15 protein-coding genes are annotated in these 17345 nt (G+C 70.6%); 7 read left to right on the top strand and 8 right to left on the bottom strand.

Going from position 1 to position 17345, the window contains the following annotated elements; translation table 11 throughout:
• Positions 1-4 precede the first annotated feature (4 nt).
• The 4 genes from ABZ386_RS11765 to ABZ386_RS11750 are packed head-to-tail and all read right to left on the bottom strand — an operon-like array spanning position 5 to position 3924.
• Complete coding sequence (locus tag ABZ386_RS11765) at positions 5-907, bottom strand: sugar phosphate isomerase/epimerase (RefSeq protein WP_351333545.1); 903 nt, start codon at positions 905-907, stop codon at positions 5-7.
• Between the two features lies 1 nt (position 908).
• On the bottom strand, positions 909-1820 hold the full coding sequence (locus tag ABZ386_RS11760) for an ATP-binding cassette domain-containing protein (RefSeq protein ID WP_356501830.1): 912 nt from the start codon (positions 1818-1820) through the stop codon (positions 909-911).
• 5 nt (positions 1821-1825) lie between these two features.
• Positions 1826-2905: an ABC transporter permease gene (locus ABZ386_RS11755; protein WP_351333550.1), complete on the bottom strand. Its 1080-nt coding sequence runs from the start codon at positions 2903-2905 to the stop codon at positions 1826-1828.
• A complete protein-coding gene (locus tag ABZ386_RS11750; protein WP_358964657.1) occupies positions 2905-3924 on the bottom strand; it encodes a sugar ABC transporter substrate-binding protein in 1020 nt (339 codons plus the stop codon). Before ABZ386_RS11750 ends, ABZ386_RS11755 begins: the two co-directional genes overlap by 1 nt.
• A gap of 321 nt (positions 3925-4245) precedes the next feature.
• Here ABZ386_RS11750 and iolC point away from each other — a divergent pair, with 321 nt between their 5' ends.
• From iolC to galE, 7 genes are all read left to right on the top strand, one after another.
• Positions 4246-5223 carry a 5-dehydro-2-deoxygluconokinase gene (iolC, locus tag ABZ386_RS11745; RefSeq protein ID WP_351333555.1) on the top strand — a complete coding sequence of 326 codons (978 nt, stop codon included), beginning with the start codon at positions 4246-4248 and terminating at the stop codon, positions 5221-5223.
• Between the two features lie 13 nt (positions 5224-5236).
• Entirely contained in the window at positions 5237-6115 is an 879-nt protein-coding gene (locus ABZ386_RS11740) for a deoxyribose-phosphate aldolase (RefSeq protein WP_351333557.1), read from the top strand.
• 14 nt (positions 6116-6129) lie between these two features.
• Entirely contained in the window at positions 6130-7023 is an 894-nt protein-coding gene (gene iolB, locus ABZ386_RS11735) for a 5-deoxy-glucuronate isomerase (RefSeq protein WP_351333560.1), read from the top strand.
• Positions 7020-8891: a 3D-(3,5/4)-trihydroxycyclohexane-1,2-dione acylhydrolase (decyclizing) gene (gene iolD, locus ABZ386_RS11730; RefSeq protein WP_358964656.1), complete on the top strand. Its 1872-nt coding sequence runs from the start codon at positions 7020-7022 to the stop codon at positions 8889-8891. The genes iolB and iolD overlap by 4 nt, the downstream gene beginning before the upstream one ends.
• Positions 8892-8946: 55 nt before the next feature.
• A complete protein-coding gene (locus tag ABZ386_RS11725; RefSeq protein ID WP_351333565.1) occupies positions 8947-10440 on the top strand; it encodes a CoA-acylating methylmalonate-semialdehyde dehydrogenase in 1494 nt (497 codons plus the stop codon).
• Positions 10441-10462: 22 nt separating this feature from the next.
• A complete protein-coding gene (locus tag ABZ386_RS11720) occupies positions 10463-11248 on the top strand; it encodes a GntR family transcriptional regulator (protein WP_358964655.1) in 786 nt (261 codons plus the stop codon).
• A gap of 81 nt (positions 11249-11329) precedes the next feature.
• A complete protein-coding gene (gene galE / locus ABZ386_RS11715) occupies positions 11330-12430 on the top strand; it encodes a UDP-glucose 4-epimerase GalE (RefSeq protein WP_351333571.1) in 1101 nt (366 codons plus the stop codon).
• Between the two features lie 16 nt (positions 12431-12446).
• Here galE and ABZ386_RS11710 read toward each other — a convergent pair whose 3' ends face one another.
• Genes ABZ386_RS11710 through ABZ386_RS11695 form a run of 4 tightly spaced genes read right to left on the bottom strand, consistent with a single transcriptional unit; the run spans position 12447 to position 17335 of the window.
• A complete protein-coding gene (locus tag ABZ386_RS11710) occupies positions 12447-14258 on the bottom strand; it encodes a glycoside hydrolase family 15 protein (protein WP_358964654.1) in 1812 nt (603 codons plus the stop codon).
• A gap of 28 nt (positions 14259-14286) precedes the next feature.
• Positions 14287-15297, bottom strand: a complete 1011-nt coding sequence (gene rfbB, locus ABZ386_RS11705) for a dTDP-glucose 4,6-dehydratase (RefSeq protein WP_351333576.1) — start codon at positions 15295-15297, stop codon at positions 14287-14289.
• Positions 15294-16361 (bottom strand): glucose-1-phosphate thymidylyltransferase, encoded by a 1068-nt coding sequence (locus ABZ386_RS11700; RefSeq protein WP_351333579.1) that lies wholly within the window; start codon positions 16359-16361, stop codon positions 15294-15296. The genes rfbB and ABZ386_RS11700 overlap by 4 nt, the downstream gene beginning before the upstream one ends.
• The gene (locus tag ABZ386_RS11695) at positions 16358-17335 is read right to left on the bottom strand and encodes a UDP-glucuronic acid decarboxylase family protein (RefSeq protein WP_351333582.1); all 978 of its coding nucleotides are present in this window, start codon (positions 17333-17335) and stop codon (positions 16358-16360) included. Before ABZ386_RS11695 ends, ABZ386_RS11700 begins: the two co-directional genes overlap by 4 nt.
• Positions 17336-17345: the final 10 nt, after the last annotated feature.

The raw sequence follows: 17345 nt of genomic DNA, 5'->3' as shown, positions 1-17345 counted from the left end.
GTCGTCAGGCGCCGCAGGACCTCAGGAACTTGCGGGTGCGCACCGCGATCGGCAGCGGCTTGTCCGGCTCGCAGGGGTACATGTCCTGCTCGACGATGGCGAAGAGGTCCACGCCGAGCTTCTGCGCGGCCGCGAGGACGGGACCCAGCTCGGGGACACCGGCGGGCGGTTCGCACATCACACCGCGTGCGACGGCCGGGCCGAAGGGGATCTCGTTCTTGACGACGTCGGCGAGGATCTCCGGGTCGACCTGCTTCAGGTGCAGGTAGCCGATGCGCTCGCCGTAGGTCTCGATGAGCTTGACGCTGTCGCCGCCGCAGTAGGCGTAGTGCCCGGTGTCCAGGCAGAGGTTGACGTGGTCGGAGTCGGTCGAGTCGAGGAACTGCTCGACGTGCTCCTCGGTGTCGATGTGGGTGTCGGCGTGCGGGTGGACGACGATGTCCAGGCCGTACCGGTCCTTCACCTCGCGGCCGAGGCGCTCCATGCCGGTGGTGAGGTTGCGCCACTGCTCGGTGGTGAGCTCCGGGGGCTCCAGGATCTCGGCGGTCTTGTCGTCGCGCCAGAAAGACGGGATGACGACGAGGTGCTTGGCGTCCATGGCCTGGGTGAGGGCGGCGACCCGGCTGACCTGCTCCCAGGTGGAGTCCCACTCGGAGGGGCCGCGGTGCAGTCCGCAGAAGATCGTGCCGGCGGAGACCTTGAGGTCGCGCTTGGTCACCTCGTCGGTGAGCTTGGCCGGGTCGGTGGGCAGGTAGCCGTAGGGGCCGAGTTCGATCCAGGAGTAGCCGGCCTCGGCGACCTCGTCGAGGAAGCGTTCCCAGGGCACCTGCTGGGGGTCGTCGGGGAACCAGACGCCCCAGGAGTCGGGGGCGGAGCCGACCCGGATGCGGTCGAGCGCGAGGGCCATGTCAGGACTTTCCTTCCGAGGACGTGGCTACGGGAGCGGTGAGGTCCCCCTCCTCGGGGAGCTCTTCGACATCGACGCCGCGGACCTGCGCCAACTCGTGCTTGAGGGAGGCGAGTTCGGCGCCGCCGGCCATGTGGTTGGTCAGCTCTTCGAGGGAGACGTCGCTGCGGGCGGCGGAGAGTTCCATGGTGCCGAGGCGCAGGACGCTGAAGTGGTCGCCGACCATGTAGGCGTGGTGGGGGTTGTGGGTGATGAAGATGACGCCGAGGCCCTTCTCACGGGCGGCGGCGATGTACTTCAGCACCACGCCGGACTGCTTGACGCCGAGGGCGGCGGTCGGCTCGTCCAGGATGAGGACGCGGGCGCCGAAGTAGACGGCGCGGGCGATGGCGACGCACTGGCGCTGGCCGCCGGAGAGCGTGCCGATGGGCTGCTCCAGGTCGTCCAGGACGATGCCCATGTTGCGCAGCTCTTCGTCCGCGGTCTTCTTCATGCGCTCGATGTCGAGACGGCGCACGGGCCAGGGGCCCTTGGTCATCTCCGAGCCGAGGAAGAAGTTCCGCCACACCGGCATCAGCGGGACGACCGCGAGGTCCTGGTAGACGGTGGCGATGCCCTTGTCGAGGGCCTCGCGCGGGGTGGAGAAGCGCACCGGTTCGCCGTCGACGAGGAACTCGCCCTCGGTGTGCTGGTGCAGCCCCGAGATGATCTTGATGAGGGTGGACTTGCCGGCGCCGTTGTCGCCGAGGACGCAGGTCACCTTGCCGGGGTGGACGGTGAGGTCGACGCCGTGCAGGGCGCGGATGTTGCCGTAGGACTTGCCGGCGGCCTTCAGTTCGATCACGGGCCGCTCGTCCGCGGGCCGGGTGTCCTTCAGAACGGCCCCGTGGGTGCCGGTGGAGTTGCTTGTCATTCCGATCACCTCCGGGTCGCTTGCTTGCGGACCCACAGATTGACGAGGGTGGCGCCCACGAGCATCACGCCGAGGAAGGTCTTGAACCAGTCGGGGTTCCAGGTGGCGTAGACGATGCCCAACTGGACCAGGCCGAACATGAACGCGCCGAAGACCGGGCCGATGATCGTGCCGTAACCGCCGGTCAGCAGACAGCCGCCGACCACCGCCGCGGCGATGTAGATCAGCTCGTTGCCCACGCCCTCACCGGACTGCACGGTGTTGTACTGGAACAGGTTGTGCATGCCGACGAACCAGGCGCCGAAACCGACCAGCACGAACAGCGAGATCTTGGTGAAGTTCACCGGGACGCCGACGGCGCGGGCGCTGTCCTTGTTGCCACCGACCGCGAAGATCCAGTTGCCGTACTTGGTGCGCAGCAGGACCCACGTGGCCAGCGCCGCGAAAGCCAGCCACCACAAGACAGTGATCTTGACGTTGACTCCGCCGACGTCGAAGGACGAGGCGAACAGGGCCTTGGCCTGGTCGAAGCCGTCCATGTCGCTGATGTCGTCCGTGGCGACGTTGCCGGTGACCAGCTTGGTCACCGCCAGGTTCACGCCCTGCAGACCCATGAACGTGCCCAGGGTGACCAGGAAGCTCGGCAGCCCGGTCTTCACCAGCAGCCAGCCGTTGAAGAAGCCGATCGCAAGCGACACCACCAGGGCCGCGATCACGCCGACCCAGACGTTCAGGGTCAGCTCGAAGGCGGTCATGCTCGCCGTCAGCGCCGAGGCGACCGGCGCGACGCCGGAGGACAGGTCGAACTCGCCGCCGATCATCAGCAGCGCCACGGGCAGGACCATGATCCCGATGGTCGACGACTGGTAGAGGACCGTCGACATCGAACTACCCTGGCGCAATGTCGGCGCCATGATCAGGAAGAAGACCAGGATGGCCAGGGCGCCGAGGAAGACGCCCACCTCGGGCCGAGCGAGCAGTCTCAGCACCAGGGAGCGCTGTTGGGTCCGCCCGTCCTTCTCCTTGCCCGGGCCGGAGACCGGCGGTGAAGTCACCGCCGGCTCAGCCTGCTGGGTCATGCTCATCACCGGGTACCCTTCGCGGCGAACTCGGCGATCTTGTCGACGTTGGACTTGTCGACGAAGGCCGGGCCGGTCAGCACGGGCTGCTCGCCGCCGCCGCTGTAGTTGCCGTTGTTCTTGTAGAGCCACAGACCGTCGACGGCCAGGTAACCCTGCAGGTAGGGCTGCTGGTCCACCGCGAACTGGATGTCGCCGCTCTTGACGGCGTTGATGAGTTCCTTGTTGAGGTCGAAGGTCGCGACCTTCGCCTTGCTGCCGGCATCACTCACCGACTGCACCGCGGTCAGCGCGAACGGGGCTCCGAGCGTGACGACGTAGTCGATGGAGGAGTCCTGCTTCAGCTTGGCGGTGAGCGTCGACTTCACCGACGGCTTGTCCGCGCCGTTGACGTTCTGGACGTCGAGCTTGCCGTCGAAGGTCTTCTTCACGCCGTCGCAGCGCTGGGTGAGACCCACGTTGCCCTGCTCCTGGATGACGCAGAGGGCGTGCTTCGCACCGACCTCGTTGAGCTTCTTGCCGAAGGCCTCGCCCGCGACGGACTCGTCCTGGCCGAAGAACTCCAGCAGGTTGAGCTTCTTCCAGTCGCTCAGACCGGAGTTGAGGCCGACGACGGGTATGCCGGCCTGCTCGGCCTTGCCTATGACGCTCTTCATGGCGTCCGGCTTGGCGAGGGTGACCGCGATGCCGTCGACCTTCTGGTCGATCGCGGTCTGGACCAGGTTGGCCTGGTTGCCCGCGTTCGGGTCGGCGGAGTAGATGAGCTTGATGTTGTCCTTGGCGGCGGCGGCCTCGGCACCCTTGCGGACGGTGTCCCAGAAGGTGTCGCCGGGAGCCTGGTGGGTGACGAGGGCGACGGTCATGCGCGGCGTGGTCGCCTTGCCGGCGGAGGCGTTCGCGGCGCCTTCCTCGGCCTTCTTGCCCCCGGAACTGCTGGAGCAGCCGGCGAGGGTCAGGGCCGCCGCTGCGGCCACGGCGACGACGGGCGCGAACCGGCGGGAGCGGGGGTGAGAAGAGCGGTCCATCTTTCCTGGCACCTCACTGTGCTACTGCGGGGGAAAGGGGAGGGGATCACGAGGATCCGTGGTCCCGGAGCCTTACGGAGTCCGGATCATGATGCCGCAAACCGACTGTTGCGATGGCACGGGATCCAAGTCCCTGCCGCGCCCGCTGTCAATACTTTGTTAAGACATCATTTCACAAGCAGGTCCGAATGTAAGTACAAACTATTGACAGGGCTGCCCTCCGAGACCTACACCTGGGGGCGGCAGGTCCCGTGGATCCACGCCCCCACCGTGTCAGGGCGCCCCGGGACCCGCATCCCCAGCTTCCCGAGGAGGTCGCGCATGGCCGAGCCAGCCCAGTATTTCGATGTGATCACGATGGGCCGCATCGGGGTCGACCTCTATCCCCTGCAGACCGGCGTCCCCCTGGCCCAGGTGGAGACGTTCGGGAAATTCCTGGGAGGTTCTGCGGCCAATGTGGCGGTCGCCGCCGCCCGCCTCGGCCGCCGCACGGCCGTGATCACGCGCACCGGCGACGACCCCTTCGGCACGTATCTGCACCAGGAGCTGCGGAACTTCGGCGTCGACGACCGCTGGGTGAGCCCGGTCGCCGCGTACCCTACGCCGATCACCTTCTGCGAGATCTTCCCGCCGGACGACTTCCCGCTGTACTTCTACCGCCGCCCCAAGGCCCCGGACCTGGAGATCCACACCGACGAGCTGGACTTCTTCGGCATCCGCGGGGCCCGGATCTTCTGGATCACCGGCACCGGCCTGAGCGAGGAGCCCAGCCGCTCCGCCACGCTCGCCGCCCTCAAGGCCCGCGACAAGTCCGGGATCACCGTCTTCGACCTCGACTGGCGCCCGATGTTCTGGCGCGACCCCGAGGAGGCCCGCCCGTACTACCGCGAGGCCCTGCGGCACGCCACGGTCGCGGTCGGCAACCTCGACGAGTGCGAGATCGCCACCGGCGTGCGCGAGCCGCAGGCCTGCGCGGACGCCCTGCTGGAGGCGGGCGTGGAGCTGGCCGTCGTCAAGCAGGGCCCCAAGGGCGTGCTGGCCGTGCACCGCGACGGCACCCGGGCCGAGGTGCCGCCGGTGCCGGTCGAGGTCGTCAACGGCCTGGGCGCGGGCGACGCCTTCGGCGGCTCGCTCTGCCACGGCCTGCTCGCCGGCTGGGACCTGGAGCGGACCATGCGCCACGCCAACGCCGCCGGCGCCCTCGTCGCCTCCCGCCTCGCCTGCTCCTCCGCGATGCCCACCGGGTCCGAGGTCGAGGACCTCCTCGCCGGGGTGCCGTCGCCGAGCCCGAGCCACTGAAACGGAGCCTTCCTTGAACATCGGCATCCCCGACCTCACCACGGTCAGAGCCCGGCACCCCGAGGCCGTCGCCGAGGCGGCGGCCCGCCGGGCGCGCCGCCCGCTGATCGGCGACAGCGGCCGGCTGATGATCGTGGCCGCCGACCACCCGGCGCGGGGCGCCCTCGGGGTCGGCGACCGGCGCCTGGCCATGGCCCACCGCGCGGACCTGCTGGAGCGGCTGTGCACCGCGCTGTCGCGGCCCGGCGTCGACGGGGTGCTCGCCACCGCCGACATCCTGGAGGACCTGCTCCTGCTGGGCGTGCTGGAGAACAAGGTCGTCATGGGCTCGATGAACCGCGGGGGCCTGGCCGGCGCCGCCTTCGAGATGGACGACCGCTTCACCGGCCACCGCGCCGAGGACATCGCCCGGCTCCGCTTCGACGCGGGCAAGCTCCTGGTCCGCATCGACTACGACGACCCGGGCTCGCTGACCACGCTGGAGTCCACCGCCCGGGCGATCGACGCCATGGCCGCCCTCCGGCTCCCCCTGTTCGTCGAGCCGTTCCTCTCCCGGCGCGTCGACGGCAGGGTCCGCAACGACCTGTCCGCCGAGGCCGTCACCAAGTCGATCGCGATCGCCTCGGGCCTGGGCGGCACCTCCGCCTACACCTGGCTGAAGCTCCCCGTCACCGACGACCCGGACGACATGGCCGAGGTCCTGGAGACCTCCACGCTGCCCGTCGTGCTGCTCGGCGGCGAGGTCGGCGAGGACCAGGAGGGCGCCTACGAACGCTGGCGCAAGGCCCTGCGCCTGCCCACCGTCCAGGGCATGGTCGTCGGGCGGTCGCTGCTCTACCCGGCCGAGGGCAGCGTGGAAGAAGCGGTGGACACGGCCGTCGGCCTGTTGTGATTGCGGAGGATGACATGACGTACCACCTTCCCGCCGGCAAGGCGCTCGGCGGCCCCTACGTCGTCGACGTCACGCCCGAGAAGGCCGGCTGGGGCCATTCGAGCCTGCGGGTGCTGGAGCTGCCGCCGGGCGGCTCCCACACCTTCGACACCGGCGACAGCGAATGGATCGTCGTCCCGCTGAGCGGTGCCTGCACGGTCGCGTCGGCCGACGACTTCGGCCAGGACAGCTTCGACCTGCACGGCCGCCCCGACGTGTTCAGCGCGGTGAGCGACTTCGCCTACGTGCCGCGCGACGCCCGCACGACCGTGACCTCCGCGGCCGGCGGCCGGTTCGCGCTGACCGGCGCGCGCTGCACCCGCCGCCTGCCCGCCCGCTACGGACCGGCCTCCGAGGTCCCCGTCGAGCTGCGCGGCACCGGGAACTGCTCGCGGCAGGTCAACAACTTCGGCGCGGCCGGGGTCTTCGAGTGCGACAAGCTCATCGCGGTCGAGGTGATCACCCCGGGCGGCAACTGGTCGTCGTTCCCGCCGCACAAGCACGACGAGCACCGGCCGGGCGAGGAGTCCGTGCTGGAGGAGATCTACTACTTCGAGTTCGCCGGCCACGACGGCGTCCCCGGCCTCGGCTACCAGCGCGTCTCCCCGTCCGGCCCCGGCCGGGACACCGACGTGCTCGCGGAGGTCCGCGACGGCGACGTCGTCCTCATCCCGGACGGCTGGCACGGCCCGTCGATGGCCACGCCCGGCCACCACATGTACTACCTCAACGTCATGGCGGGCCCGGAGGCCGAGCGCGCCTGGCTGATCTGCGACCACCCCGACCACGCCTGGGTCCGCGACACCTGGCCGGACCAGCCGGTCGACCCCCGCCTCCCCCTCTACACCGCCCCGGAGACCTCCGTATGAGCGCCCGCACCCGCCGACTGACGACCGCCCAGGCCCTGGTGCGGTTCCTGTCCGCCCAGTACACCGAGCGGGACGGCGTACGCCGCCGGCTGATCGCGGGGACCTGGGGCATCTTCGGCCACGGCAACGTCGCCGGGGTCGGCCAGGCGCTGGTCGAGTACGCCGATGTGATGCCGTTCCACCAGGGCCGCAACGAGCAGTCCATGGTGCACGCGGCGGTCGGCTACGCCCGGCAGCTCAACCGCCTCTCCGCGCAGGCCGTGACGACCTCCATCGGCCCGGGCGCCACCAACCTGGTCACCGGCGCCGCCCTCGCGACGATCAACCGCCTCCCGGTGCTGCTCCTGCCCGGCGACTACTTCGCCACGCACTCCGCCGACCCGCTGCTCCAGCAGCTGGAGCACCCGGTCGAGGCCGACGTGTCCGTCAACGACACCCTGCGCCCGGTCTCGCGCTACTTCGACCGCATCACCCGCCCCGAGGCGCTGATCCCCTCGGCACTCCAGGCGATGCGCGTGCTGGCCGACCCGGCCGAGACCGGCGCCGTCACGCTCGCCCTCCCCCAGGACGTGCAGGCGGAGGCGTACGACTGGCCGGAGGAGTTCTTCGCCGAGCGCGTCTGGTCCGTACGGCGTCCCGCGCCCGACCCGGCAGAACTGTCGGCGGCCGTGGCGGCGATCCGGTCGGCCGCGCGGCCGCTCATCGTGGCGGGCGGCGGCGTCCACCACAGCGAGGCCGAGGCGGCGCTGAAGGCGTTCGTGGAGGCCACGGGTATCCCGGTCGCCTCCACCCAGGCCGGCAAGGGCGCGCTGCGCCACGACCACCCCGCCGACCTCGGCGGCATCGGCCACACCGGCACGGCCGTCAGCGACGACCTCGCCCGCACGGCCGACCTCGTGATCGGCGTCGGCACCCGCTACACCGACTTCACCACGGCCTCCGGCACGCTCTTCCAGAACCCGGACGTGCGGTTCCTCAACCTCAACATCACCGGCTTCGACGCGCACAAGCAGGCGGCACGGACACTGGTCTGCGACGCGCGGGCCGGTCTGGAACTGCTCCGCGAGGCGCTCGCCGGCCACCGGGTGGAGGCTTCCTACGAAGCCGAGTACCGCGCCGGCAAGGAGCGCTGGGACGAGGTCGTCGAGGCCGCCTACCGCGCCGCCGACGAGAACGCCGTCCCGACCCAGACGCAGGTGCTCGGCGCGCTGGACGCGGCCGTCGGCGACGACGACGTGGTGATCAACGCGGCCGGTTCGCTCCCCGGCGACCTGCACAAGCTGTGGCGCTCGCGCAGCCCGCGCCAGTACCACCTGGAGTACGGCTACTCCTGCATGGGCTACGAGATCCCGGCCGGCATCGGCGTCCAGCAGGCAGCGCCGGGCACGCCGGTGTGGGCGCTGGTCGGCGACGGCACCTACCTGATGATGCCGACGGAGATCGTCACGGCCGTCCAGGAGGGCCTGCCGCTCAACATCGTCCTCATCCAGAACCACGGCTACGCCTCCATCGGCGGCCTGTCGGAGGAGACCGGCGGCGAGCGCTTCGGCACCGCCTACCGCTTCCGGGCCGCCGACGGCACCTTCACCGGCGCCCCGCTCCCGGTCGACCTGGCCGCGAACGCCGCGAGCCTCGGCATGGACGTGCTGCGCGCCAAGACCGTGCGTGAGCTGCGCGAGGCCCTGGCCGCGGCCCGCGCCTCCGACCGGCCGACGTGCGTCTACGTCGAGACCGACCCGGCGCCGACCGCTCCCCCGGCCGAGGCCTGGTGGGACGTGCCGGTCGCCGAGACCGCCTCCCGTGAGGCCGCCGTCGAGGCCCGCGAGCGCTACGACCGCCAGGTGGCCACCCGCCGCCGTCACCTCTGATCCCCTTCCGACCCCCTCCGTTGATCCCTGGCTCCCCGAAAGGCCCCTGCGCACCATGAAGACCATCACCCACTGGATCGACGGCAAGCCCGTCGAGGGCACCTCCGGCCGGTTCGGCCCCGTCTACAACCCGGCGACCGGCGCCCAGGAGAAGCAGGTCGCCTTCGCGACCGTCGAGGAGGTGGACGCCGCGGTCGCCTCCGCCAAGGCCGCCTTCGAGAGCTGGGGGCAGTCCTCCCTGGCCAAGCGCACGGCGGTGTTGTTCAAGTACCGCGAGCTGCTGGACGCCCACCGCGACGAGATCGCCGAGCTGATCACGGCGGAGCACGGCAAGGTGCACTCCGACGCGCTCGGCGAGGTCGCGCGCGGCATGGAGATCGTGGAGCTGGCCTGCGGCATCTCGGTCCAGCTGAAGGGCGAGCTGTCCACCCAGGTGTCCTCCCGGGTCGACGTCGCCTCGATCCGCCAGCCGCTCGGCGTCGTCGCGGGCATCACGCCGTTCAACTTCCCGGCGATGGTGCCGATGTGGATGTTCCCGCTGGCCATCGCCTGCGGCAACACGTTCGTGCTGAAGCCGTCGGAGAAGGACCCGTCGGCCTCCTTCCGCCTGGCCGAACTGGCCGCCGAGGCGGGCCTGCCGGACGGTGTGCTGAACATCGTGCAGGGCGACAAGACGGCCGTGGACCGCATCCTGGAGCACCCGGACATCGAGGCGGTCTCCTTCGTCGGCTCGACCCCGATCGCCAAGTACATCCAGCTCAAGGCCGTCGAGCACGGCAAGCGCGTCCAGGCGCTGGGTGGTGCCAAGAACCACATGCTGGTGCTGCCCGACGCCGACCTGGACCTCGCGGCCGATCAGGCGATCAACGCGGCGTACGGCTCGGCGGGCGAGCGCTGCATGGCCGTGTCGGTGGTGGTCGCGGTCGGCGACACCGGTGACGAACTGGTCGGCAAGATCGCCGAACGGGCGAGGAACCTGAAGATCGGCCCGGGCACCGACCCGGCGTCCGAGATGGGCCCGCTCATCACCCGCGAGCACCGCGACAAGGTGGCCTCGTACGTGGCGTCGGCCGCCGAGCAGGGCGCCGAGGTCGTGGTCGACGGCACGGGCTTCTCGGTCGAGGGTCACGAGAACGGCTTCTTCCTCGGCGTCTCCCTGCTGGACCGGGTGCCGCTGACGGCGGACGCCTACCGGGACGAGATCTTCGGCCCGGTGCTGTGCGTGGTCCGCGCGGAGACCTACGACGACGCCATCAAGCTGATCAACGACTCCCGCTGGGGCAACGGCACCGCGATCTTCACCCGGGACGGCGGCGCGGCCCGCCGCTTCCAGCTGGAGGTCAAGGCCGGCATGGTCGGCGTCAACGTGCCCATCCCGGTCCCCGTCGGCTACCACTCCTTCGGCGGCTGGAAGGACTCCCTCTTCGGCGACCTGCACATCTACGGCAACGACGGCATCGCCTTCTACACCCAGGGCAAGGTCGTCACCACGCGCTGGCCGGACCCGTCCGACGGCGGCATCAACCTCGGTTTCCCGAGCAACTCCTGACGTCCGGAAGGGGGTTCGATCCATGGCGAAGACCGGTGACCATGCCCGCACGGCGGCCGCCCCCGCGCTGGCCGCACTGGACTTCGCCCTGGACCGGTCCACCCCGGTGCCGCTGTACCACCAGCTCGCGCAGCAGCTGGAGGCGGCGATCGAGCACGGGGTCCTCGCCCCGGGCGACCTCCTGGGCAACGAGGTCGACCTCTCGGTCCGCCTCGGCCTGTCCCGCCCCACCGTCCGCCAGGCCATCCAGTCCCTCGTCGACAAGGGGCTGCTGGTCCGGCGGCGCGGGGTGGGCACACAGGTGGTGCACAGCCAGGTCAAGCGTCCCCTGGAGCTGAGCAGCCTCTACGACGACCTGGAGGCGGCCGGACAGGGTCCGACCACGCAGGTCGTGCGCCACGAGGCCGTCCCGGCGTCCTGCGACGTGGCGGCGGCCCTGGGCGTGCCCGAGGGCAGCGAGGTCACCGCCCTGGAACGGCTGCGCCGCACGCACGGCCGGCCGGTGGCCCTCCTCTGCAACTACCTCCCTCCGACCCTGCTGGACCTCGACGACGCCCGCCTGGAATCGACGGGCCTGTACCGGATGATGCGCTCGGCGGGCATCACCCTGCACAGCGCCCGCCAGACCATCGGCGCCCGCGCGGCCACGGCTCAGGAGGCCGCCCGACTGGACGAGGAGGAGGGCGCGGCCCTGCTCACGATGCGGCGCACGGCGTACGACGACACCGGGCGGGCGGTGGAGTACGGGACGCACATCTACCGGGCGTCGCGGTACACGTTCGACTTCCAGTTGCTGGTCAGGGCTTGACCGGAGTCCGAACCCGGGTGCAAAGTCGTATATATACACCGTAAACATACGGTTTCGCCGCACCCGTCGCGGGAGTCTGGCATGGCCCGCAGGAACCAGTCGCCGACCGCTCGAGGAGCCGGATCCTCTTGGGCTCCCTCGACCGTCCTCGTCACGGGCGGGGCCGGTTTCATCGGCAGCCACACCTGCGTGGAACTGCTCGACCACGGCTACGAAGTGATCGTGGTCGACAACTACTCCAACAGCACCCCGCAGGTGTTCGCCCGGGTGGAACGGATCGCCGGCCGCTTCGTCGGCGCGGTCTACGAACTGGACATCCGTGATCGGCACGCCCTCTCGGCCGTCTTCGACCGACACTCCGTGGACGCCGTCGTGCACCTCGCGGCGCACAAGTCGGTGAGCGAGTCGGCCGCGATGCCCGTCGAGTACTACGACACGAACGTCGGCGGCACCACGGCACTGCTGCGCACCATGCACGAACACGGCGTGCACCGGATGGTTTACTCCTCCTCCTGCTCGATCTACGGCGAGGCGGACCCCGGCCCGATCGCCGAGACCGCCCCGGCCCGCCCCACCAACCCGTACGCGGCCTCCAAGTGGCTCTGCGAGCAGATCCTCGCCGACGTATGCGACCGGCGCCCCGAGTACACGGTGCTGTGCCTGCGGTACTTCAACCCGGCCGGCGCCCATCCCAGCGGCCTGCTCGGCGAGGACCCGCGCGGCACGCCCGACAACCTCATGCCGTACGTCGCCCAGGTCGCCGTCGGCCGCCGGGAACGGCTGCACGTCTTCGGCGACGACTACCCCACGCCCGACGGAACGGCGATCCGTGACTACCTCCACGTCCTGGACACCGTGGAGGCGCACCGCCTCGCTCTCGATCATGTCGCCGACGCCCCGGGCATGCACGTGTACAACCTCGGCCTCGGCAAAGGCAGTTCGGTCCTGGAGGTCGTCGCCGCGTTCTCCGAGGCGTGCGGCCGGAGCATTCCGTACGAGGTCGCGTCCAGGCGGCCGGGGGACGTCGCCGAACTCGTCGCCGACGCGACCGCGGTGGCCCGCGCCTGGAGCTGGCGTCCCACGCGTGACCTGTCCGCCATGTGCCGCGACGCCTGGCACTTCCAGCAGCTCAACCCGCACGGCTACGACGATTCCGCCCGACGGCCGAACAGCAAGCACTGATCAGCCCCCGTCCGGATCAGCGACGTGATCCAGGACGGACGCCGGGTGGTGCCGACAGGGCGAACGCCGTTTCGACCAGGGCGATGTGACTGCACGCCTGTGGAGCGTTGCCGAGTTGGCGGCCCGACTCCGGGTCCCACTGCTCGGCCAGCAGCCCGACGTCGTTGCGGATGGCGAGGACCCGCTCGAACACCTCCTGGGCCTGCCCCGGGTGGCCGGTCGCGGCCAGGGCGTCGGCGTACCACAGCGAGCACGCCACGAAGGCACCCTCCCGGCCGGGCATTCCGTCCCCACCGGGGCCGTAGGGCGCGAACCGCCGCACGAAGCCGCCCTGGCCGAGTCCGGACATCGCGTGCACGGTGCCCCGTACCCGCTCGTCGCGGGCCGGCAGGAAGCCGACCCGGGGAATCAGCAGGGCCGAGGCGTCCAGAGCCGAAGAGCCGTAAGCCTGCACGAAGGACCGCCGGTCCCCGTCCCAGCCGTGTCGGCAGACCTGCCGGTGCACCTCCGCGCGCATGGCCCGCCACTCGCCCGACGACCCGGTGCGGCCGAGCAGCCGCCCCATGCGAAGGGCGCGGTCCGCGGCCACCCACGCCATCACCTTGGAGTGCACGAACTGCCGCCGCGGACCCCGCACCTGCCACAGTCCCTGGTCGGGTTCCCGCCAGTGCCGCTGCAGGAAGCCCATCAGGGCCTCCACGAGTTCCCACACATGGGCGGGCATGGGGATACCGGCCCGCAGCGACAGGCAGAGCGTGTCCAGGACCTCGCCGTAGACGTCCAGCTGGAACTGGCCCACCGCCGAGTTCCCGAACCGCACCGGACGGGATCCCTCGTAACCGGCGAGCCACGGCGCCTCGGTCTCGGGCATCAGCCGCTGCCCGGCGACGCCGTACATGGTCTGCAGGTCGTCGGGGTCGCCCGCGATGGCCCGGACGAGCCAGTCCAGCCAGGCCGTGGCCTCCTCCCGGTAGCCGCTGCGCAGCAGGCAGGACAGGGTCAGCGTGGAGTCGCGCAGCCAGCAGTACCGGTGGTCCCAGTTGCGGGTCCCACCGATGCAGCCCGGCAGCGACGTGGTCGGCGCGGCCACGATGCCGCCGGTGGGCGCGTAGGTGAGGGCCTTCAGGGTGATCAGTGACCGCACCACGGCCTCCCGCCAGGGCCCTCGGTAGCGGCACTGGGCGCTCCAGCGCCGCCAGAAGCCGGCGGTCTCCTTCAGCGACGTCTCCGCCGGGACGGACAGCGACGTCGGCGGCTCGGGCTGGTGCGAGGGCGACCAGGTCAGCGTCAGCGCCAGCCGCCGGCCGGCTTGGACGGTGACATCCCAGACCGTGGCGTCCACGCCACCGTTCACCCGCACCGGGCCGTCGGTGTCCAGCCAGACGGCATCCGGCCCGGCGACCGCGACGGTGCAGTGTCCGTCGCCCCTCACCCACGGCACGACGCGGCCCTGGTGGAAACGCAGCCGCAGTTCGCTGCGCATGCACACGGAACCCGACAGGCCCTCCACCACGCGGACCACGCAGGGCAGTTGTGTCCGGGGCGGCATGAAGTCGGTGACCCGGGCCGTCCCGGTCGGGGTCTCCCACACGGTGTCCAGGACCAGCGTGTCGGGCCGGTAGGCGCGGCGGGTGCAAGGACCACCGGCGACGGAGCCGACGGGCGCGATCCGCCAGAAGCCGTTGGCCTCGGTGCCCACCAGGGCCGCGAGGCAGGCCGGCGAGTCGAACCGGGGCAGACACAGCCAGTCGACGGAGCCGTCCCGGCCGACCATGGCGGCTGTCTCCAGGTCGCTGATGAGGGCGTAGTCCTCGATGGGTGGGCTCATGGCTGGTCCCTCAGGGCCTTCTTGGCGATCAGGGCAGGAGAGGCAACCTCTCCTGCCGGTCCGCCCGCCGTTGCAGCGGCTCCCACCAGGAGCGGTGCGTCCGGTACCAGGCGACGGTCTCCGTGAGCCCCGTGGCCAGGTCCTTGAGCGGTACGAACCCGAGTTCCGTGCGGATCTTCGTGGAGTCGACCGAGTAACGCCGGTCGTGGCCCTTGCGGTCCTCGACGAACCGCACGTCCGCCCAGTCGGCGCCGCATGCGTGGAGCAGCAGCCCGGTCAGGTCCAGGTTGGACAGTTCGTCACCGGCGCCGATGTTGTAGATCTCGCCCGGCCGACCGCGGGTGCGGACGAGTTCGATACCGCGCACGTGGTCGTCGACGTGGATCCAGTCGCGGATGTTGTGGCCGTCGCCGTACAGCGGCACCGGCCGGCCGTCCAGCAGCCGGGTGATGAACAGCGGGACGATCTTTTCGGGGTACTGGTGGGGGCCGTAGTTGTTGGAGCACCGGGTGACGCGGACTTCCAGGCCGTGGGTGCGGTGGTAGGACAGCGCGATGAGGTCCGAGGCGGCCTTGGAGGCGGAGTAGGGCGAGTTGGGCCGCAGCGGGTCGGTCTCCGGCCAGGAGCCGTCGCGGATGGAGCCGTACACCTCGTCGGAGGAGATGTGGATGAAGATCTTCGGTGCGTGCCGCAGGGCCGCGTCCAACAGGGTCTGGGTGCCCAGGACGTTCGTCCGGACGAAGACGCCGGCTCCGGAGAGGGAGCGGTCGACGTGGGTCTCGGCGGCGAAGTGCACGATCTGGTCGTGAGCCGCCACCAGTTCGTCGACGAGGTTCGCGTCGCAGATGTCGCCCCGGACGAACGCGAAGCCGTCGGCGGCGCGGACGTCGGCCAGATTGGCGGGGTTGCCTGCGTACGTGAGCTTGTCGAGCACGGTCACCGCGACGTCGGGCGGACCGTTCGGGCCGAGCAGCGCGCGGACGTAGGCCGAGCCGATGAAGCCGGCTCCGCCGGTCACCAGGATGCGGGTCGTGGTCATGACGGGATCTGCACCTTGCTGTGATCGCCGAGCACGAGCCGGTGTACGGCAGGGGTGCGCGGAGCGGGGGTCACCTCGACGTCGTGGCCGATGAGAGAGACCTCGACGCGGTGGGTGCCGCTGACGGTCGAGCGCCCCAGCACGATGGAGTACTCGATCTCGCTGTCCTCGATGCGGCAGTTCTCGGCGATCGAGGTGAACGGTCCCACGTAGGAGTCGGTGATGACGGTACCGGCGCCGATGACGGCCGGACCGACGACACGGCTGCCGAACACCTTGGCCCCGTCCTCGATCCGGACCCGGCCGATGATCTCGCTCGCCGCGTCGACGCTGCCCCCGGTCCACGGCTCGACGCTCTCCAGGACCGACCGGTTGACCTCCAGCATGTCGGTGACGTTGCCGGTGTCCTTCCAGTAGCCGGAGATCGTCGTGGCACGCACGTCCCGGCCGGCGTCGATCAGCCACTGGATCGCGTCGGTGATCTCCAGCTCGCCGCGCCTGGAGGGCCGGATGGCCCGCACCGCCTCGTGCACGGCCGTGGTGAAGAGGTAGACGCCGACCAGGGCGAGGTCGCTGCGGGGCTGCCGGGGCTTCTCCTCCAGGCCCACCACCCGGCCCGCCGCGTCCAGTTCGGCGATGCCGAAGGCGGCGGGTTCGGAGACATGGGTCAGCAGGATGCGGGCGTCGGGGCGTTCGCGGCGGAAGTCGTCGACCACGCCGGAGATGCCGCCGACGATGAAGTTGTCACCGAGGTACATCACGAAGTCGTCGTCGCCGAGGAAGTCCCGGGCGATCAGCACGGCGTGGGCGAGACCGAGCGGCGCCTCCTGGTGGAGGTAGGTCACGTCCAGGCCGAAGCGGGAACCGTCGCCGACGGCCGCCCGGATCTCCGGTGCCGTGTCCCCGACGATGATGCCGGTCTCCCGGACCCCGGCGGCGGCGATGGCCTCCAGGCCGTAGAAGAGGACGGGTTTGTTGGCCACCGGGACCAGTTGCTTGGCCGAGGTGTGGGTGATGGGGCGGAGCCGTGTGCCGGCGCCGCCGCACAGGACGAGTGCTTTCATGAGGGCCACCCCACTGCGTAGGAATCGGGAGGCTGTACGGAGGTGTCCGACCGCGCGGCGAACCAGGCGACGGTGCGGCGCAGCCCTTCTTCCAGCGGCACCTGCGGCTGCCACCCGAGTGTTTCGAAGGCCCGCGTGATGACGGGACGTCTGCGGACGGGGTCGTCGACGGGCAGCGGCAGGAAGCACAGTCCGCTGTCGGAGCCGGTGATCATCAACACGAGTTCCGCGAGTTCCCGCACGGTCCGCTCGCAGGGGTTGCCGAGGTTGACCGGGCCGGGCAGATCGGCGTCCACCATGGCCAGCAGACCCCGGACCATGTCGTCGACGTAGCAGAGGCTGCGGGTCTGGCCGCCGTCCCCGAAGACGGTCAGCGCCTCCCCGTCCAAGGCCTGCGTGACGAAGGTGGACACCACCCGTCCGTCGTCCGCGCGCATCCGCGGGCCGTACGTGTTGAAGATCCGCACGATCCCGGTGTCCGCGCCCTGGCTGCGCCGGTAGGCCATGGTGAGGGCCTCGGCGAAGCGCTTGGCCTCGTCGTAGACGCTGCGGGGCCCGACGGGATTGACGTGCCCCCAGTAGTCCTCGTCCTGCGGGTGTATCTCCGGATCTCCGTAGACCTCGCTGGTGGACGCCAGGACGAAGCGGGCCCGGTGCCGGACCGCCAGCTCCAGCAGGTTCTCGGTGCCCCGGCTGCCGGTGGCCAGCGTCTGCAGCGGGCGGCGGGCGTAGTCGAGCGGGGAGGCCGGACTTGCCAGGTGCACCACGGCGTCGACGTCGCCGTGGACCCTCAGCGGCTCGGTCACATCGCCCGGGATGCATTCGAATCCGGGCTTGCTCACCATAGGAGCGAGGTTGAGCACCCGGCCCGAGGAGAAGTTGTCCAGGCAGCAGACCCGGTCGCCCCGGCGCAGCAGCGCTTCGCACAGATGGGATCCCAGGAAGCCGCTCCCGCCGGACACCACGACGCGCATGATCTTCTCC

It is taken from the genome of Streptomyces sp. NPDC006140, assembly GCF_040628815.1.
Classification (GTDB): Bacteria; Actinomycetota; Actinomycetes; order Streptomycetales; family Streptomycetaceae; genus Streptomyces.
Note: the sequence above shows the minus strand (reverse complement) of the source record. Positions and strands in the feature narration are given on the sequence as shown.

Excerpts from the sequence above, each read along its gene's own strand:
- ABZ386_RS11765 (WP_351333545.1), bottom strand. The coding sequence starts at position 907 with ATGGCCCTCGCGCTCGACCGCATCCGGGTCGGCTCCGCCCCCGACTCC.
- ABZ386_RS11760 (WP_356501830.1), bottom strand. The coding sequence starts at position 1,820 with ATGACAAGCAACTCCACCGGCACCCACGGGGCCGTTCTGAAGGACACC.
- ABZ386_RS11755 (WP_351333550.1), bottom strand. The coding sequence starts at position 2,905 with ATGAGCATGACCCAGCAGGCTGAGCCGGCGGTGACTTCACCGCCGGTC.
- ABZ386_RS11750 (WP_358964657.1), bottom strand. The coding sequence starts at position 3,924 with ATGGACCGCTCTTCTCACCCCCGCTCCCGCCGGTTCGCGCCCGTCGTC.
- iolC (WP_351333555.1), top strand. The coding sequence starts at position 4,246 with ATGGCCGAGCCAGCCCAGTATTTCGATGTGATCACGATGGGCCGCATC.
- iolB (WP_351333560.1), top strand. The coding sequence starts at position 6,130 with ATGACGTACCACCTTCCCGCCGGCAAGGCGCTCGGCGGCCCCTACGTC.
- iolD (WP_358964656.1), top strand. The coding sequence starts at position 7,020 with ATGAGCGCCCGCACCCGCCGACTGACGACCGCCCAGGCCCTGGTGCGG.
- ABZ386_RS11725 (WP_351333565.1), top strand. The coding sequence starts at position 8,947 with ATGAAGACCATCACCCACTGGATCGACGGCAAGCCCGTCGAGGGCACC.
- ABZ386_RS11720 (WP_358964655.1), top strand. The coding sequence starts at position 10,463 with ATGGCGAAGACCGGTGACCATGCCCGCACGGCGGCCGCCCCCGCGCTG.
- galE (WP_351333571.1), top strand. The coding sequence starts at position 11,330 with ATGGCCCGCAGGAACCAGTCGCCGACCGCTCGAGGAGCCGGATCCTCT.
- ABZ386_RS11710 (WP_358964654.1), bottom strand. The coding sequence starts at position 14,258 with ATGAGCCCACCCATCGAGGACTACGCCCTCATCAGCGACCTGGAGACA.
- rfbB (WP_351333576.1), bottom strand. The coding sequence starts at position 15,297 with ATGACCACGACCCGCATCCTGGTGACCGGCGGAGCCGGCTTCATCGGC.
- ABZ386_RS11700 (WP_351333579.1), bottom strand. The coding sequence starts at position 16,361 with ATGAAAGCACTCGTCCTGTGCGGCGGCGCCGGCACACGGCTCCGCCCC.
- ABZ386_RS11695 (WP_351333582.1), bottom strand. The coding sequence starts at position 17,335 with ATGCGCGTCGTGGTGTCCGGCGGGAGCGGCTTCCTGGGATCCCATCTG.